Consider the following 15958-nt stretch of genomic DNA (forward strand, 5'->3'; position numbering starts at 1 on the left):
CCGCATCCGTGCTGAAGGAGATCCTGCTTGCGTTTTCCGCTGTCGTCCGCGCTGTGCACCGCCCTGGCCGTGGCCCTGGCCGGCTGCACGCCGTCGCCCTCGGCGACGCCGGAGCCGGGCCCGGCTGCTGGCGAAGACGCACGGCCGCAGGAAGGTTCGCAGGCGGACGCGACGCCGGAGGCGGGGCAGGGCAGCGTCACCATTGCCGGTGAGGATGCCGCCGAGGATGTGCAGCGGTGGACGCCACCGCGGGTCGATCGGCAGGGGCGCAGCCTGGCCCAGCTGCGTCGCGCGGCCGAGAAGGCATTCAGCGAAGGGCACCTGTACGAAGACGCCGACGCGGCGGTTCCGCTGTGGCTGGCGGTGCAGGAGGAAGACCCGGATGACCGCCAGGCCCGCAACGGCCTGCAGCGCGCACGCCAGCGCCTGCAGCAGCAGGCCGACGCCCTGCTGGTCCGGCCGCTGCAGCAGCGCGAGGCGCTGGCCGAGGCCAGCCGCCAGGCACTGGTGCTGCTGACCCTGGCGCCGAAGGATGAGAAGGTGCGCGCGCTGCAGGGCCGGGTGGAGCTCGCCCAGCGCGTGGTGGCCTACAACCGTGCCGGCGAGGAAGACCTGCGTTCGGGGCGGATCGGTGAAGACGGTGACGGTGCGATCGGCAACTTCCGTGAAGCGCTGGCCCTGGATGAACACAACAGCCGGGCACGGCAGGGCCTGGCGGCGGCCGAGAGTGGCCTGATCCGCCGTGCCGAGGACGCAGCGCGGGCGCGTGACTTCACCAGCGCCGGCACCTGGCTGGCCGAAGCCAGCAAGGTCCGTGACTCGTCACCGACCATTGCCGATGCCTTCGAACGCATCGAACAGATCCGCGCGGCCGCGCTGCTGCAGCTGCGCGATGATGGCCTTCGCGAGCTGGCGACGCCGCAGGGCCTGAAGCCGGCGCGCGAGAAGCTGGCCGAGGCCCTGCGCATCGCCTTGCCAGGGGATGCGGTGGTGGCCCAGTTGCGCGAACGCATCGACCTGGCCACCCATTACGGCAGCTTCCGTCCCGGGCAGGTGTTCAGCGACGCCATGCGCGATGGTGGGCGCGGTCCGCAGATGGTGGTGGTGCCGCATGGCGGCTTCCAGATGGGCGCGGGTGATGCCGAGCCCGGTGCCACCGACGCCGAGCGGCCCTCGCATTACGTGCGCTTCGACCGCGGGTTTGCGATGGCGATCACCGAGGTCACCGTCGGCGATTTCGAGCGCTATGTGAAGTCGACCAATGCGCGGCCGCGGGCAACCCGGCGCGGCCACTCGGTGGTGTATGACGAGCGCAGCGGCAATTTCATCCGCCGCAGCGGTGTGGACTGGCGTTCCGATTACGATGGCGCGCGCGCACTGGGCAATGCGCCGGTGATGCATGTGAGTGTGCGTGATGCCGAAAACTACGCGGCGTGGCTGTCCGAGCAGACAGGACGCAGCTACCGGCTGCCCAGTGAGGCCGAATTCGAATATGCGCTGCGCGCTGGCAGCAGTGGCCGCTATCCATGGGGCGACGCCGGCACGCCGCCGCCCGGCACCGGCAACTTCACCGGCAGCAAGGATGTTTCGCCTTCGGGACGGCACTGGCACAACGCCTTCATCGGCTATGGCGATGGCTGGTGGGGACCGGCACCGGTGGCCAGTTTCCAGGCCAATGCCTTCGGCCTGCACGACATGGCCGGCAATCTCAGCGAATGGGTGGCCGACTGCTGGCATGCCAGCTACCGGCGTGCGCCCTCCGATGGTGTCGCCTGGTTCAACCCGGGCTGCCGGTCACGGGTGATCCGGGGTGGCAACTGGGCCAACGCGCCCGAGCAGACCCGTGCGGCCTGGAGGCAATCGCAGGATTCGGACACCACCAACGCACGCATCGGCTTCCGCTTGGTGCGCGGCATCTGAGCGGCCCCGGCTTCACCCGCTGCGGGCATCGGCGCACTAAGATTGCGCCGTGCCCGCCAGCCGGCGGGACCTGCCGGAAGACCGCCTGATGCGCAACGATCCCTTCTCCCGCTCGTCGCAAGGCCCGCAACGGCGCGGCCTGTTCGGCAACATCCGTTGGTGGGTGCTGCTGCTGGCGGCCGGCTATGCGGTGTTCTACTGGTTTTCCAACCGCACGGTCGATCCGTATACCGGCGAGAAGGTGATGATCGACAGCAGCCTGGATGCGCGCCAGGAAACCGCGCTGGGGCTGCAGGCCTACCAGCAGATCCTGTCGCAGGAACGGCCGATGGATCCGAATGCACCGATCGCGCGCGATGTGCGCGATATCGCCCAGCGGCTGATTGCCAAGGTTGACGTGGTGGAGACCGCGCTGGCGCAGGAGCACGGCGTGCAGCCGGCGCATTTCGCACGGGATTTCCAGTGGGAAGTGAACGTGATTCCGTCCGAACAGGCCAATGCGTTCTGTCTGCCGGGGGGCAAGATGGCGGTCTACACCGGCCTGGTGCCGGTGGCGCGTACGCGTGATGCGATGGCGGTGGTGATGGGCCACGAGATCGCCCATGCACTGCTGCGCCATGGTGCACAGCGGATGGCGCAGCAGAAGCTGACCCAGATCGGGCAGATGGCCGGCGCCGCCAGCGGCATGGACGCGCAGCAGCAACAGATGATGATGTCGGCGATGGGTTACGGCTACCTGCTGCCCTACGCGCGCAGCCACGAGACGCAGGCCGATGAAGTGGGACTGATGCTGGCCGCAGCGGCGTGCTTCGATCCCCGCGAGGCGGTGCCGCTGTGGCAGCGCATGGGCCAGGCCAGTGGGGGGCAGTCGCCGCCGGAGTTCGCCTCCACCCATCCGAACCCGGGCACCCGCATCCAGAACCTGCAGGCGCTGATGCCGAAGGCGCTCGAGTACCGGCAGAAATTCTGCGAGCAGGCAAAGTAGGGGGTGTTCGGCAGGGCTGCGCCCTGCACCTGCCGAAGCCAGAGCAACAGCAACAGCAACAGCGTGCATTCCGCGGGATGGCGGGGTGGGTCCGGTTGCGGGGGGCGCTGCAAGTACGTCCATGTAAGCTCGGTCGCCGCATCCATGCGGCTCACGCCCCCGCAACCGGACCCACCCCGCCTTCGACAGATTTCTGCTGCTGTTGGTAGGTGTCGACCTTGGTCGACACGGTAGATCCACGCCATGCGTGGATGCTTTTCGATCTCGATTCGAAATATTCGATTTCGATGGAGATTCATCCACGCATGGCGTGGATCTACCCGATCGCGGAAAACTGTCAGAGGTGGGGCGGTGTCGGAGTGCGGAGTGTCAGCCGCATGGATGCGGCTGCCAAGCCCCCATGGACGGGTTCACGGCGTCCCCGCACTCCGACACCGCCCCGCCATCTCACGGAATGCCTGCTTTTGACGTTGACGTTGCCTTGGCTTGAGGCCTCAGCGGGTGCAGGGCGCAGCCCTGCCGAACACCCCTTTACTTGACCTGCACGTCGATCACGCCGTCGCCGACGCGGGCCTGCAGGGCGTCACCCGGTTGTACCTGATCGAGCTTCCGCACCAGCGTACCGTCATCGCTGCGGGTCAGGATGCTGTAGCCACGCGCCACGGTCGCCAGCGGGCTGACTGCTTCAAGTGAACGCGCCAGCCCTCGCAGGCGCAGTGCATCGCGCTCCAGCAGGCGCTGCATCGCTGCCTGCGGCCGCCCGCGTAGGGCAGCCAGACGACGCTGCATCGCATCGAGCTGGCGCTGCGGATGGTGCCCGCGCAGCACCGCCGCGGCATGGCGCAGGCGCGCGGCACGGCGTTCCTGTTGCTGGTTGAACGCGGCATGCAGGCGCCGGCCCAGGTCCAGCTGGCGTCGGCGCAGCAGGTCCAGCCGCGCCTGCGGGCTCTGGGCGTTCAGGCGCAGCAGGGCGCGGTCGGCACGCTGCATGGCCTGCTGCATCGCATGCCGTTGCAGCTGCACCATGCGCGCGGCCGTGCGGCGCAGGCGCAGCGCCAGTTCGCGCTGGTCGGGCACCAGCAGTTCAGCGGCCACCGACGGCGTCGGCGCGCGCAGGTCGGCGGCGAAGTCGCTGAGGCTGAAGTCGGTTTCGTGGCCGACCGCCGAGACCACCGGGGTGCGGCTGGCGGCGATCGCACGGGCCAGGGCTTCGTCGTTGAAGGCCCACAGGTCCTCCAGCGAACCGCCACCGCGGGTGAGCAGAATCACGTCGTAGCGGCCACTGGCATCGGCCGCCTGCAGCAGGCGGGTGATCTGCGCGGCGGCGCTGCTGCCCTGTACCAAGGTCGGCAGCAGGTCCACTTCCAGCAGCGGAAAGCGGCGGCCGAGCACGCTCAGCACGTCGCGCACGGCGGCGCCGGTCGGCGAGGTGATCACCGCCAGTCGCTGTACGTGTGCGGGCATCGGGCGCTTGCGTGCCGGGTCGAACAGGCCCTCGGCTTCCAGGCGTGCTTTCAGCTCCTCAAAGGCGCGGCGCAGTGCGCCTTCGCCGGCTTCCTCCATGTGGTCCAGCACCATCTGGTACTCGCCACGGGCGTCATACAGGGTCACCTTGCCGCGTACCAGCACGCGCATGCCTTCGCGCGGCACGAATTTCAGGTACTGCGCCTTCATCCGGAACATGGCCGCACGCAGCTGCGCGCGCGCGTCCTTCAGGGTGAAGTAGAGGTGCCCGGAGGCTGGGCGCGCCACGCTGCCCAGCTCGGCCTCGACCCAGATCGCCGGGAAGCTGCCTTCCAGCAGGTCGCGGGCCAGGGTATTGAGCTGGCTGGGGGTCAGGATGTCGTTGTTGCGTGGTTGCATGGAACAGCGTGCGGCGGGCGGAACGGGAGCTCAGGATCGCACGTCAGCGCGCCGTGTGCTGGCCCAGCGCCCATTGCACGTGTTCACGCACCAGCGGCGAGGGATCGTCGACGCGGCTGTGCAGGGCGGCCAGTGCTTCGGCCGAGGACGGTGCATTGCCCAGCGCCACGGCGATGTTGCGCAGCCAGCGCTCATGCCCGCTGCGGCGGATCGGGCTGCCCTCGGTGCGGCGCAGGAATTCGGCCTCGTCCCAGGCGAAAAGCTGGTCCAGGCGCGCCGTATCCAGATTGTTGCGGGCGCGGAAATCGGCTTCGTCGGTGCGCTTGGCAAATTTGTTCCAGGGGCAGACCAGCTGGCAGTCGTCGCAGCCGTAGATGCGGTTGCCCATCAGTGGCCGCATGTCTTCGGGAATGGCGCCGTCGTGCTCGATGGTCAGGTAGGAAATGCAGCGCCGCGCATCCAGCCGCTGCGGGGCGATGATGGCCTGGGTCGGGCAGACATCGATGCAGCGCGTGCAGGTGCCGCAGTGCGCCGTGGCGGGCGTATCGATCGGCAGCGGGATATCGATGTAGATCTCGCCGATGAAGAACCAGGAGCCACCATGGCGGTCGATCAGGCAGGTGTGCTTGCCGATCCATCCGAGGCCGGCATTGCGTGCCAGTGCACGTTCCAGCACGGGGGCGGAGTCGACGAACACGCGATAGCCCAGCGGTGCCACCTCATCGTTGATCTGCGTGGCCAGCTTCTGCAGGCGGTTGCGCATCAGCTTGTGATAGTCGCGGCCCAGCGCGTAGCGGGCCACGTAGGCGCGGCCCGGATCGGCCAGGGTCGCCCAGGCTTCGGTATCGTCCTTGTGGCTGTAGTCCATGCCCACTGAAATCACGCGCACGGTGCCGGGCAGCAGCTCGGCCGGGCGCGCGCGCAGCGTGCCGTGGCGCGCCATCCAGTCCATCGTGCCGTACAGGCCCTGGCCCAGCCAGTCGGCCAGATGCGCTTCATCCTCGCCCAGTTCGATACCGGCGATGCCGCAGCGCTGGAAGCCATGCGCACGCGCCAGTTCGCGGATGCGCTGCACGGCCTGGGCCGGATCGACAGGGGTGGGGGCGGGGGACATGTGCACCAGTATAAAATCCCTGCATGGCCAACCTTGCCGATCTGTTCGATTCCGCTGCCGCGCGTGCGCTTGATGTGCAGGCCTCGGCGCTGGCCGCTGACGGCGGCTGGGGCCTGATGGCGCAGGCCGGCCAGGCCGCCTGGCAGTGCCTGTTGCAGCATTGGCCGCAGGCGCGGCGGATCGGTGTGGTGGTCGGCGCTGGCAACAATGGGGGCGACGGCCATGTGCTGGCCCGTCACGCGCTGCAGGCCGGGTGCGAGGTGACGGTGATCGCCCTGCCGGGCAGGCCGCCCTCGACCGCGCTGGCACAGCGTGCGGCGCTGGAGTTCAGGTCCGCAGGCGGCGCCAGCGCCGATTTCGACGGCGCACTGCCCGGGGCTGACATCTGGGTCGATGCCCTGTTCGGGCTGGGCTTCGATCGCGCGCCGGAGGGTACGGCGCAGGCGCTGATTGCCGCGCTCAACGCGCAGACAGCGCCAGTGCTGGTGCTGGATGTTCCCAGTGGTGTCGATGCCGACCGTGGGGCGGTGCCGGGCGAGGCGGTGCGTGCCACGCTGACCCTGCAGTTCATCGTGGCGCATCGCGGGCTGTATTCTGGCGATGCGCTGGATCATTGCGGGCAGAAGGTCCTGGCGCCTCTGCAGTTGCCCGCGGCGGCCTGGCAAGGCGTGGTACCCGCTGCGGAGCACTGGACGCAGGTGCGGTTGCGGGCCCTGTTGCCACCGCGCCGCGCCAATACCCACAAGGGTGAATCCGGGCACGTGCTGTGCGTCGGCGGCAACCATGGCAGCGGCGGCGCCATCGCGATGGCGGCCGAAGCCGCCTTGCGCGCGGGTGCGGGGCTGTTGAGCCTGGGCACCCGCCGCGACCACGTCGGTCCACTGCTGGCCCGGTTGCCCGAGGCCATGACCCATGCACTGGAAGACGGCGATGTGCTGCCGGCGCTGCTGGACAAGGCGAAGGTGGTGGCGATCGGGCCCGGACTGGGCCAGGACGAATGGGCACGCGCCTTGTTTGCGCGGGTGCTGGCCAGCACCAAACCATTGGTGGTCGATGCCGATGCCCTGAACCTGCTGGCGCAGGATCCGCGCGCGTTGCCCGATGCCATTCTCACCCCGCACCCGGGCGAGGCCGCACGCCTGCTCGGCTGCAGCACCGCTGAAATCCAGGCCGATCGCTATGCCTGCGCGCAGCGGCTGGCCGAACGTTTCCACGCCGTAGTGGTACTGAAGGGCGCCGGCAGCATCGTGGCGGCGCCTGGGCAAGCGCCCCGGTTGATCGCCGCCGGCAATCCAGGGATGGCCGTGGGTGGCATGGGTGACCTGCTCACCGGCATCATCGCCAGCCTGCGTGCGCAGGACCTGATGGCCTTCGATGCCGCGGCCGCGGGTGCGTTGCTGCACGCGCTGGCCGGCGACGTGGCTGCCGCTGACGGAGCGCGCGGCCTGCTTCCTACTGATCTGCTGGTGCCGCTGCGGCGACTGGCCAACCCGGACCTCTCCCCATGACCGAATTCTTCCTTGCCGACAGCGACGCTACCGAACTGCTCGGGCAATGGCTGGCGGCCACCCGGCCGCCGCAGGCGCTGATCGAACTGCGCGGCGACCTGGGTGCCGGCAAGTCCACCACGGCCCGTGCGCTGCTGCGTGCGCTGGGCGTGCAGGGTGCGATCCGCAGCCCCACCTACACCCTGGTCGAGCGTTATCCGCTGGCCAGTGGCGGTGAGGCGTGGCACCTGGACCTGTACCGCATCGGGCAGGCCGGCGAGCTGGATTTCCTCGGTCTGGACGAGGGCAGCGCGGTGCTGTGGCTGGTCGAATGGCCGGAACGGGGGGCCGGCGCGCTGCCGCCGACCGACCTGGTGGTGGCGCTGGAGATCGAGGGGCAGGGGCGTCGCGTCCGTCTCACTGGGGCCAGCGACGTAGGACATGAATGGCTGGAACGGCTGCCCCAAGGGGGCGACTTGCAGGCCATTTCTGTCGGCTGACGAGAACAAACACCGGCAGGTTACGGATTATTAAGGAAAAAGGTGTTGCATTCCGTTCAGCGCGGTGATTGAATCCTGAGCCATGCGCCCGGGGAACCGTCTCATCGCCATCTGTGCCGCCGTCGGACTGGGTCTGGCGAGCGTCAGTGCGTGGGCGGGTGAAGTCCGCCAGGTCCTGCTGAATACTGGCGCGACCGGCACCCGTGCCGAGATCTCGCTGGTCGGCAGTGGCGGCTACAAGACCCTGTCGCTCGCCGGCCCGAACCGCCTGGTGGTCGATTTCCCCGACTCCAGCGCCATACGCAACCTGAAGATGCCGGCCGCGCAGGGCGTGGTCACGGCGGTGCGTACCGGACAGCCGGTCCCGGGCACGTTCCGTGTCGTTTTCGACCTCGCCGAATCGGTGGCGCCGTTCCGCCCGCAGATGCAGCGCGAGGGCAATGAATCCAAGCTGGTGATCGAATGGCCGGGTGATGGCCCGGCCGTGGCCGCCAACCGCCCGGCGACGCCGCCGGTCGTGCAGCCGCAGGCACCCGCTGCGGGTGCCTCGCCTGCGCCCACGCCGGCCGAGAGCGCGCAGTCGCGCACCGATGCCGCGCGTGCCACGGCGCTGCTGACCGCACAGGTACAGCAGCAGGCCAGCGCCTCTGCCGCCGCACCGGCGACGCCGACCCCGGCACCGACCACCGCGCCGGCCCAGGTCGCTGCGGCCGGCGTCACCGCAAGCAGCACTCCCTCGTCCTCGCCGGCCGCAATCCTCGCCGGCCAGCGCACCGCAGCGGTGGTGACCACGCCGCCGGCCACCGTGCCCACACCGGCACCGGCACCGACGCCGGCGGAGCCGCCGCGTCCGGCCATGCCCAGCGATGCGTCGCGTATCCGCATGCAGGCCGGCATGCGCCACCTGGTGGTGGCGATCGATCCCGGTCATGGCGGCCAGGATCCGGGTGCGATCGGCCCGACCGGCAAGCGCGAGAAGGACGTCACCCTGGCAGTGGCGCGCGAGCTGGCCCGCCAGGTCAACGCCACGCCGGGCCTGAAGGCCTACCTGACGCGCGACAGCGACGTGTTCATTCCGCTGCCGATGCGTGCGCAGAAGGCGCGCGCGAACAAGGCGGACATTTTCATCTCGATCCATGCCGACGCGGCCGAAAACCGTTCGGCCACGGGCTCGTCGGTCTACGTGCTGTCGACCAAGGGTGCCTCTTCGCAGCGCGCCCGCTGGCTGGCGGACAAGGAAAACGCGGCCGACCTGGTGGGTGGCGTGCGCCTGCAGCAGACCGAAGGCACCCTGGCCAACGTGCTGCTGGACCTGGCGCAGAGTGGCTACATGAAGGCGTCTGAAGACGCGGCCGGCCACGTGCTGGGCGGCCTGAAGCGGATCGGCAACAACCACAAGCCGAACATCGAGCGCGCCAACTTCGCGGTGCTGCGAACCTCGGACATGCCGGCGATGCTGGTGGAAACCGCGTTCATCTCCAATCCGGATGAAGAGCGCCGCCTGATGGACCCGGCGTACCAGCGCAAGATCGCTGGCGCCGTGCTGGATGGCGTGCACACCTTCTTCAGCCGCCAGCCGCCGCCGGGCACGTTGTATGCCGCCCGCGCCCAGGCTGAGATCGACGCGGCCGGCACCATGGCCGGCGGCAGCAAGTAACCCGCCGAAGGTGGGTTGCTGCTTTCTGTAGAGTCGAGCCGCGCTCGACTGGGCCTTGTCGGCAGCCCGTCAGTCGAGCATGGCTCGACTCTACCCTCGGCCGCTCCGTTATCATCCCCGCATGACGTCTGCTACCCATCCGCGCCCGATCCGGCCGTTGCCGGAGATCCTCATCAACCAGATCGCTGCCGGCGAAGTGGTCGAACGGCCCGCGTCGGTGGTCAAGGAACTGGTCGAGAACGCGATCGATGCCGGCGCCAGCCGCGTCGACATCGACCTGGAAGAAGGCGGTGTACGCCTGATCCGCATCCGCGACAACGGCAGCGGCATCGCGCCCGAACAGCTGCCACTGGCGGTGTCGCGCCATGCCACCAGCAAGATCGCCGATCTGGACGATCTTGAATCGGTGGCCACGCTCGGTTTCCGGGGGGAAGCGCTGCCGTCGATCGCATCGGTCAGCCGCTTCACCCTGTCCTCGCGTCGCGCGCACGACGAGCATGGTTCGGCATTGCAGATCGAAGGCGGCAAGATCGGCGAGGTGACCCCGCGCGCGCATGCGCCGGGCACCACGGTGGAAGTGCGCGAGCTGTTCTACAACGTGCCGGCGCGGCGCAAGTTCCTGCGCGCCGAGCGCACCGAACTGGGCCATATCGAAGAGTGGCTGCGTTCACTGGCGCTGGCACGGCCGGATGTCGAGCTGCGCGTGTCGCACAACGGCAAGGCCTCGCGGCGCTACAAGCCGGGCGATCTGTATTCCGATGCGCGCCTTGCCGAAACGCTGGGCGAGGATTTCGCCAACCAGGCCGTGCGCGTGGACCACAGCGGTGCCGGCCTGCGCCTGCATGGCTGGATCGCGCAGCCGCATTATTCGCGGGCCAGCGCCGACCAGCAGTACCTGTATGTCAATGGCCGTTCGGTGCGTGACCGCAGCGTTGCACACGCAGTGAAGATGGCCTACGGCGATGTGCTGTACCACGGCCGCCAGCCGGCCTATGTGCTGTTCCTCGAACTGGACCCGACCCGCGTCGACGTCAACGTGCATCCGGCCAAGCACGAGGTGCGCTTCCGTGATTCGCGGTTGGTCCATGATTTCGTCTATCGCACGCTGAAGGATGCGCTGGCCGATACCCGTGCCGGCATGTCGGCGCAGGAGATCGGTGCTGGCCCGGTGCATCCGGCGGATGCCGCGGCTGCAGCCACGGCATCGAGCGCGGGCGCCTCCGGTTTCGGGCTGGTGCGCGGTCCGGCACCCGGTGCCGGCTCCGGCGGTGGTGGTGGATTCTCGGGGTGGCGACCGCAGCAGCCACTGGGCTTGCAGGTGGCCGATGCACCGGCTGCCTATGCCGCGTTGTATGCCACGCCGGCCGGTGCCGAGCGTGCAGCGGCACTGCCACCGATGCCGACCGAGAACGGGCTGCCGGTGACCAGCGCCGACGCGGGCGTGCCACCGCTGGGCTACGCGATCGCGCAGCTGCACGGCATCTACATCCTGGCCGAGAATGCCGAAGGCCTGATCGTGGTCGACATGCATGCGGCACACGAACGCATCGGCTACGAGCGCCTGAAGAATGCACACGATGGCATCGGCCTGCAGTCGCAGCCGCTGCTGGTGCCGATCACGCTGGCGGTAGGCGAGCGCGAGGCCGACACCGCCGAAAGCGAAGCCGAAACCCTGGCGGCGCTCGGCTTCGAGGTGACCCGTGCCGGCCCCGGTTCGCTGCACGTGCGCAGCATTCCGGCACTGCTGGCGCATGCCGAACCGGAAGGGCTGCTGCGCGACGTGCTGACCGACCTGCGCGAGCATGGCCAGAGCCGCCGCGTGGCCACTGCACGCGACGAACTGCTGTCGACCATGGCCTGCCATGGCGCGGTGCGTGCCAACCGGCGCCTGACCGTGCCGGAAATGAACGCGCTGCTGCGCGACATGGAAATCACCGAACGGTCCGGCCAGTGCAACCACGGCCGACCGACCTGGGCCCGTTTTTCGCTGGCGGAGATCGACCGCTGGTTCCTGCGCGGACGTTGAGGGGAGCATCGATGCGTTATCGGGGAATGGCGGGCCTGCTGGCCGCCGTGGTGTTGGCCGCCTGCAGCCCGGCAACACCGCCGGCGCCTACGGCCGCTGAAGATCCGGCCTACGCGGCCGCGCAGCAGCAATGGCGTGTAGCGCGCTACCAGGACCTGACCCGGCCCGATGGCTGGACGGCCCTGGTCGGTCTGCACTGGCTGCAGAACAAATCCCATTTCGTTGGCAGCGGCGCCACCAACGGCATCCGCCTGACGGTCGGCCCGGACAAGCTGGGCCTGCTGCGTCGCGAAGGGACGCAGTGGTGGTTCACGCCCGAAGACGGTGTCGATGTCAGTCATGATGGCCAGCCGGTGCGCGGCCGCATTCGCGTCGACACCGACAAGGACGCGCAGCCGACGCTGCTGGCCTTCGATGGCGGCAAGGGCCAGCTCAGCATCATCCGCCGGGGGGCGCGTGACGCGCTGCGGGTCAAGCATGCCGATGCGCCTGCGCGGCGTGATTTCGCCGGCCTGCAGTACTGGCCGGGCGGCGCGGACTGGCAGGTGCAGGCGCGCTTCATCGCGCACCCGCCGGGCAAGACCCTGCCGATCGTCGACATCACCGGCCTGACCACCGAGATGCCCAATGCCGGCGCGGTCGAGTTCCAGCGCGACGGCCGCAGTTGGCGGCTGGAAGCGATCGGTGCGCCCGGGCAGCCGCTGTTCCTGATCTTCGCCGATCGCACCAGCGGCCGCGGCAGCTATCCGGCCGGGCGCTACCTGGATACCGATGCGCCCGCTGCAGACGGCACCGTGCGCATCGATTTCAACCATGCCTACAACCCGCCGTGCGCGTTCACCGCCTACGCCACCTGTCCGCTGGCGCCACCGGAAAACCGGCTGGACCTGCGCGTGGAAGCGGGCGAGAAGGCTTACCACCTGCCTGAAGGAGAAGGCTGACCATGCCGATCAAACATCTGTTCCGTGCCGCGCTGCTGATGGCGGCGTGCGCGATGGCACCACTGGCCACTGCCCGCGATGCGCCGGGCGCCACGGCTGCGGCCGCGACCGCCGCGGCGGCCAAGCCGCCCGTACCGTTGTTGTGGAAGGTCACCGGCCCGGGCGATGCACGCGTGTACCTGCTGGGGTCGTTCCATCTGCTGAAACCGCAGGACTACCCGCTGTCGCCCGATGTCGAACAGGCGTTCGAAGCCTCGCAGCGGGTGGTGTTCGAGCTGTCGCCGGAAGACATGCAGTCGCCACAGCTGGCCAGCCGCATGGTGCAGGCCGCGACGCGCACCGATGGCAGCGAGCTCAAGCGTGATCTCGATGCGGCGACCTGGCAGAAGCTGCAGGCCTTTGCCACCGAGAACAAGCTGCCGCTGGCACAGATGCAGGGCATGAAGGCTTGGTTCGTCGGCCTGAGCATTTCGGTCGGGCAGATGCAGAAGCTGGGCCTGGACCCGGCGCTGGGCCTGGACCGCCACTTCATGGAGCGCGCGCAGAAGACCGGCCGCAAGACCGCTGGCCTGGAGGACATCGATACCCAGATCGGCATGCTTGACGGGATGACGGTGCAGGAACAGCGGCAGATGCTGGCCGAAGCGCTGGACCAGGCAGGCAAGGCCGATGAGCAGGCGCGGCTGCTGCATGATGCATGGCGGCGCGGCGACGAACGCCTGCTGTGGACCAAGATGGCGGCGGAGATGCGCCAGCAGTATCCGCAGCTGTATCAGCGCATCAACACCGGGCGCAACGATGCCTGGGTACCGAAGCTGCAGCCGTACCTGCAGGCCGGGCAGGGCGGTACGCTGGTGGTGGTCGGCACGCTGCACCTGCTGGGCAGTGATGGCGTGGTCGAGAAGCTGAAGGCCAAGGGCTACAAGGTCGAGCGCGTGTGCACGGGGTGCAAGGCGAAACGCTGACGCATCGTTGGCGCGATGCCAAACAAAACGGCGCGCCAGGGGCGCGCCGTTTTCGTATCAGCCGTAGCTGCCGCTCAGCGGCGGGTCTTGCCGCCGGTGCCGGTGCCGGTGCCCGGTTCGCCGGGCTTGTTGCCGGTGCCGGTGCCCGTTCCGGTGCCGCCCGGGCGCGGGCCACCGAAACCGCTGCCCATGCTGCGCTGGAATTCCTGCCACAGCTCCAGGTTGCGCTCGGTCAGCTGGTTCATCATCGCCCACGGAGTCTGGCCCAGCAGGTTGCCCATCTGCTGGCGGAACTGCTGCTGCTGGTCGAGGAAGACCTGCATGCTGCGCTCCAGGTAGTTGCCCATGAAGCCCTGCAGGGAATCGCCGTAGAAGCGGATCAGCTGGCTCAGCAGCTGGGTGGACAGCATCGGTTCGCCGTCCTGTTCCTGGTCGGCGATGATCTGCAGCAGGACCGATCGAGTGAGGTCGTCGCCGCTCTTCGCGTCGCGGACTTCGAAGTCTTCACCGTCCAGGATCAGCTGACGCACGTCCTCGATGGTGATGTAGCTGGAGATCTCGGTGTCGTAGAGACGGCGGTTCGGATACTTCTTGATGATGCGGGTCGCAGCCATGAAGCGGTACTCGTCACAGTAGACGCGCAGCATGGCGCAGTGCAGCAGCGGTTGCAACCGCCCCAGCCCCCGCCAGGCTTGGCTTTCAGGGGCGATCATGTTGCGCAACAAGGGTTTGCGTGCTGCGCAGCATGACTCTTGGCAGGGGCCGGCGGTGATCGCCGCGAGGGCCCCCTGCGCGGCTCACCAGCCCATGTGGTGGCCGCCGTTGATGTCCAGGTTGCTGCCGGTGATCCACGAGGCTTCCTCGGCCACCAGGAAGGACACGCCATAGGCGATTTCCTCCGGCTTGCCGAGGCGTCCGGTGGGGATGTCGGCGATGATCTTGGCGCGCACGTCCTCCGGAACCGCCATCACCATGTCGGTGGCGACGTAGCCGGGCGAAATGGTGTTCACGGTGATGCCGAAGCCAGCGTTCTCGCGCGCCAGCGAGATGGTGAAGCCATGCATGCCGGCCTTGGCCGCGGCGTAGTTGGCCTGGCCGTACTGGCCCTTCAGGCCGTTGATCGAGCTGATCTGGATGACCCGGCCCCAACCGCGGCGGCGCATGCCTTCGATGACCGGCCGGGTGACGTTGAACACCGAGTTGAGGTTGGTGTTGATCACATCGTGCCACTGGTCCGCGCGCATGCGGTGGAAGGTGGTGTCACGGGTGATGCCGGCGTTGTTGACCAGGATCTCGACCGGGCCCAGCTCGGCCTCGACGGCGCGCACCAGCGCTTCGGCGCTGTCCGGATCGGAGACATCGCCCGGAAAGATCGACACGCTGTAGCCGCGTTCGGTCATCGCCTGCTGCCAGGCGCGGGCCTTGGCCTCGTCGCGGTAATTGGTGGCGACCCGGTGGCCCTGGTCGGCCAGGCGTTGGCAGATGGCGGTACCGATGCCGCCGGTTCCGCCGGTGACCAGTGCGACGCGAGATGTCATGGAATGCTGTCCGGGTATCAGGTGGGGGAAGGGGGATTCTGCAACATCGGCGCGGAAAGTGCGCCGGCCGGCAGCAGGATGTCGGCGCGCGGCAGCTGGGCGGGATCGAAGGCCTGTCGAGCCGCGGCCAGCAGTGTGTCCAGATCGTGTGCCTGCGCCAGCGCCTCAGGGGCTTGGCCGAGCAGCTGCCAGAGCTGGCGAAGCACCGGCAGCGGGCGTGCGCTGTCCACCGGCAGCGCCGCCAGTGACTTGGACAGTTTGTGGCCCGGCGCATCCAGCAGCAGCGGCAGGTGCCAGTAGCGTGGCACCGCCAGGCCCAATGCCTGCTGCAGCAGGATCTGCCGCGCGGTGGAGTCGAGCAGGTCGGCGCCGCGCACCACTTCGGTCACGCCCTGTGCGGCGTCATCGACCACCACGGCCAACTGGTAGGCCCAGCAGCCATCCGCACGGCGCAGCACGAAGTCGCCAACCTCGGCATGCACGTCCTGGTGCTGCGGCCCGCGCAGGCCATCATTGAAGTGCACGATGCTGCCGCGCGGCACGCGGAAGCGGACGGCAGGGTCCGGTCGTGGCTGTCGCGCGACGCAGCGGTGGTGTATGCCGCCGCTGGCGGCCAGTTCGCTGCGGCTGCAGTGGCAGACGAAGGCCAGGTCGCTGGCCAGCAGCACGTCCAGGGCAGCCTGGTAGGCCTCGCCGCGTGAACTCTGCCAGAGGATCGGGCCGTCGTGGACCAGGCCGAACGCGGCCAGTGCTTGAAGTTGCGCATCCGCTGCGCCGGGCACGGTGCGCGGCGGATCGACATCTTCAACGCGCAGCCGCCACAGGCCGCCGTGATGGCGGGCGAGCAGCCAGCTGCCGAAGGCGGCAAGCAGGGATCCGGGGTGGAGCAGGCCGGTCGGTGAGGGCGCGAAGCGGCCGCAGGGAATGGGGGAGGTCATGCTGGCTGAATCGTCGGTCAGGTT

The 15958-nt window shown here is 68.9% G+C and carries 13 protein-coding genes; 8 read left to right on the plus strand and 5 right to left on the minus strand.

What is annotated here, in order from left to right:
- The first annotated feature begins 27 nt into the window (after window positions 1–27).
- A complete protein-coding gene (locus tag BKE09_RS18670) occupies window positions 28–1920 on the plus strand; it encodes a formylglycine-generating enzyme family protein (protein ID WP_075677195.1) in 1893 nt (630 codons plus the stop codon).
- 88 nt (window positions 1921–2008) lie between these two features.
- The gene (locus BKE09_RS18675; protein WP_075677197.1) at window positions 2009–2905 is read left to right on the plus strand and encodes a M48 family metallopeptidase; all 897 of its coding nucleotides are present in this window, start codon (window positions 2009–2011) and stop codon (window positions 2903–2905) included.
- 531 nt (window positions 2906–3436) lie between these two features.
- Here the strand turns inward: BKE09_RS18675 and xseA are convergent.
- Both xseA and queG read right to left on the minus strand, forming a co-directional pair.
- On the minus strand, window positions 3437–4768 hold the full coding sequence (xseA, locus tag BKE09_RS18680; protein WP_075677199.1) for an exodeoxyribonuclease VII large subunit: 1332 nt from the start codon (window positions 4766–4768) through the stop codon (window positions 3437–3439).
- A gap of 43 nt (window positions 4769–4811) precedes the next feature.
- Window positions 4812–5882, minus strand: coding sequence for a tRNA epoxyqueuosine(34) reductase QueG (gene queG / locus BKE09_RS18685; protein ID WP_075677201.1), 1071 nt, complete (start codon window positions 5880–5882; stop codon window positions 4812–4814).
- Between the two features lie 23 nt (window positions 5883–5905).
- Here queG and BKE09_RS18690 point away from each other — a divergent pair, with 23 nt between their 5' ends.
- From BKE09_RS18690 to BKE09_RS18715, 6 genes are all read left to right on the plus strand, one after another.
- Window positions 5906–7390 (plus strand): bifunctional ADP-dependent NAD(P)H-hydrate dehydratase/NAD(P)H-hydrate epimerase, encoded by a 1485-nt coding sequence (locus BKE09_RS18690; RefSeq protein WP_075677203.1) that lies wholly within the window; start codon window positions 5906–5908, stop codon window positions 7388–7390.
- The gene (gene tsaE, locus BKE09_RS18695) at window positions 7387–7869 is read left to right on the plus strand and encodes a tRNA (adenosine(37)-N6)-threonylcarbamoyltransferase complex ATPase subunit type 1 TsaE (RefSeq protein WP_049405932.1); all 483 of its coding nucleotides are present in this window, start codon (window positions 7387–7389) and stop codon (window positions 7867–7869) included. The genes BKE09_RS18690 and tsaE overlap by 4 nt, the downstream gene beginning before the upstream one ends.
- Before the next feature lie 82 nt (window positions 7870–7951).
- Complete coding sequence (locus BKE09_RS18700) at window positions 7952–9526, plus strand: N-acetylmuramoyl-L-alanine amidase (RefSeq protein ID WP_075677205.1); 1575 nt, start codon at window positions 7952–7954, stop codon at window positions 9524–9526.
- 121 nt (window positions 9527–9647) lie between these two features.
- Window positions 9648–11552 carry a DNA mismatch repair endonuclease MutL gene (gene mutL / locus BKE09_RS18705; RefSeq protein WP_075677207.1) on the plus strand — a complete coding sequence of 635 codons (1905 nt, stop codon included), beginning with the start codon at window positions 9648–9650 and terminating at the stop codon, window positions 11550–11552.
- 11 nt (window positions 11553–11563) lie between these two features.
- Window positions 11564–12493 (plus strand): DUF1684 domain-containing protein, encoded by a 930-nt coding sequence (locus tag BKE09_RS18710; protein ID WP_075677209.1) that lies wholly within the window; start codon window positions 11564–11566, stop codon window positions 12491–12493.
- Between the two features lie 2 nt (window positions 12494–12495).
- Complete coding sequence (locus tag BKE09_RS18715; protein WP_049442766.1) at window positions 12496–13458, plus strand: TraB/GumN family protein; 963 nt, start codon at window positions 12496–12498, stop codon at window positions 13456–13458.
- Window positions 13459–13532: 74 nt separating this feature from the next.
- Here BKE09_RS18715 and phaR read toward each other — a convergent pair whose 3' ends face one another.
- From phaR to gluQRS, 3 genes are all read right to left on the minus strand, one after another.
- A complete protein-coding gene (phaR, locus tag BKE09_RS18720) occupies window positions 13533–14072 on the minus strand; it encodes a polyhydroxyalkanoate synthesis repressor PhaR (protein WP_032956189.1) in 540 nt (179 codons plus the stop codon).
- A 183-nt stretch (window positions 14073–14255) separates the two neighbouring features.
- Entirely contained in the window at window positions 14256–14996 is a 741-nt protein-coding gene (locus BKE09_RS18725; protein WP_014037880.1) for a beta-ketoacyl-ACP reductase, read from the minus strand.
- A 17-nt stretch (window positions 14997–15013) separates the two neighbouring features.
- Entirely contained in the window at window positions 15014–15934 is a 921-nt protein-coding gene (gene gluQRS / locus BKE09_RS18730; RefSeq protein ID WP_075677211.1) for a tRNA glutamyl-Q(34) synthetase GluQRS, read from the minus strand.
- Between the last annotated feature and the right edge of the window lie 24 nt (window positions 15935–15958).

It is taken from the genome of Stenotrophomonas sp. TD3 (assembly GCF_001939825.1).
In the GTDB taxonomy this organism is placed as follows: Bacteria; Pseudomonadota; Gammaproteobacteria; order Xanthomonadales; family Xanthomonadaceae; genus Stenotrophomonas.

What these genes read in the sequence shown, in the direction of transcription:
- mutL (WP_075677207.1), top strand. Translation starts at nt 9,648, where the DNA reads ATGACGTCTGCTACCCATCCGCGCCCGATCCGGCCGTTGCCGGAGATC.
- BKE09_RS18715 (WP_049442766.1), top strand. Translation starts at nt 12,496, where the DNA reads ATGCCGATCAAACATCTGTTCCGTGCCGCGCTGCTGATGGCGGCGTGC.
- xseA (WP_075677199.1), bottom strand. Translation starts at nt 4,768, where the DNA reads ATGCAACCACGCAACAACGACATCCTGACCCCCAGCCAGCTCAATACC.
- BKE09_RS18700 (WP_075677205.1), top strand. Translation starts at nt 7,952, where the DNA reads ATGCGCCCGGGGAACCGTCTCATCGCCATCTGTGCCGCCGTCGGACTG.
- BKE09_RS18710 (WP_075677209.1), top strand. Translation starts at nt 11,564, where the DNA reads ATGCGTTATCGGGGAATGGCGGGCCTGCTGGCCGCCGTGGTGTTGGCC.
- tsaE (WP_049405932.1), top strand. Translation starts at nt 7,387, where the DNA reads ATGACCGAATTCTTCCTTGCCGACAGCGACGCTACCGAACTGCTCGGG.
- BKE09_RS18690 (WP_075677203.1), top strand. Translation starts at nt 5,906, where the DNA reads ATGGCCAACCTTGCCGATCTGTTCGATTCCGCTGCCGCGCGTGCGCTT.
- BKE09_RS18675 (WP_075677197.1), top strand. Translation starts at nt 2,009, where the DNA reads ATGCGCAACGATCCCTTCTCCCGCTCGTCGCAAGGCCCGCAACGGCGC.
- BKE09_RS18725 (WP_014037880.1), bottom strand. Translation starts at nt 14,996, where the DNA reads ATGACATCTCGCGTCGCACTGGTCACCGGCGGAACCGGCGGCATCGGT.
- gluQRS (WP_075677211.1), bottom strand. Translation starts at nt 15,934, where the DNA reads ATGACCTCCCCCATTCCCTGCGGCCGCTTCGCGCCCTCACCGACCGGC.
- phaR (WP_032956189.1), bottom strand. Translation starts at nt 14,072, where the DNA reads ATGGCTGCGACCCGCATCATCAAGAAGTATCCGAACCGCCGTCTCTAC.
- queG (WP_075677201.1), bottom strand. Translation starts at nt 5,882, where the DNA reads ATGTCCCCCGCCCCCACCCCTGTCGATCCGGCCCAGGCCGTGCAGCGC.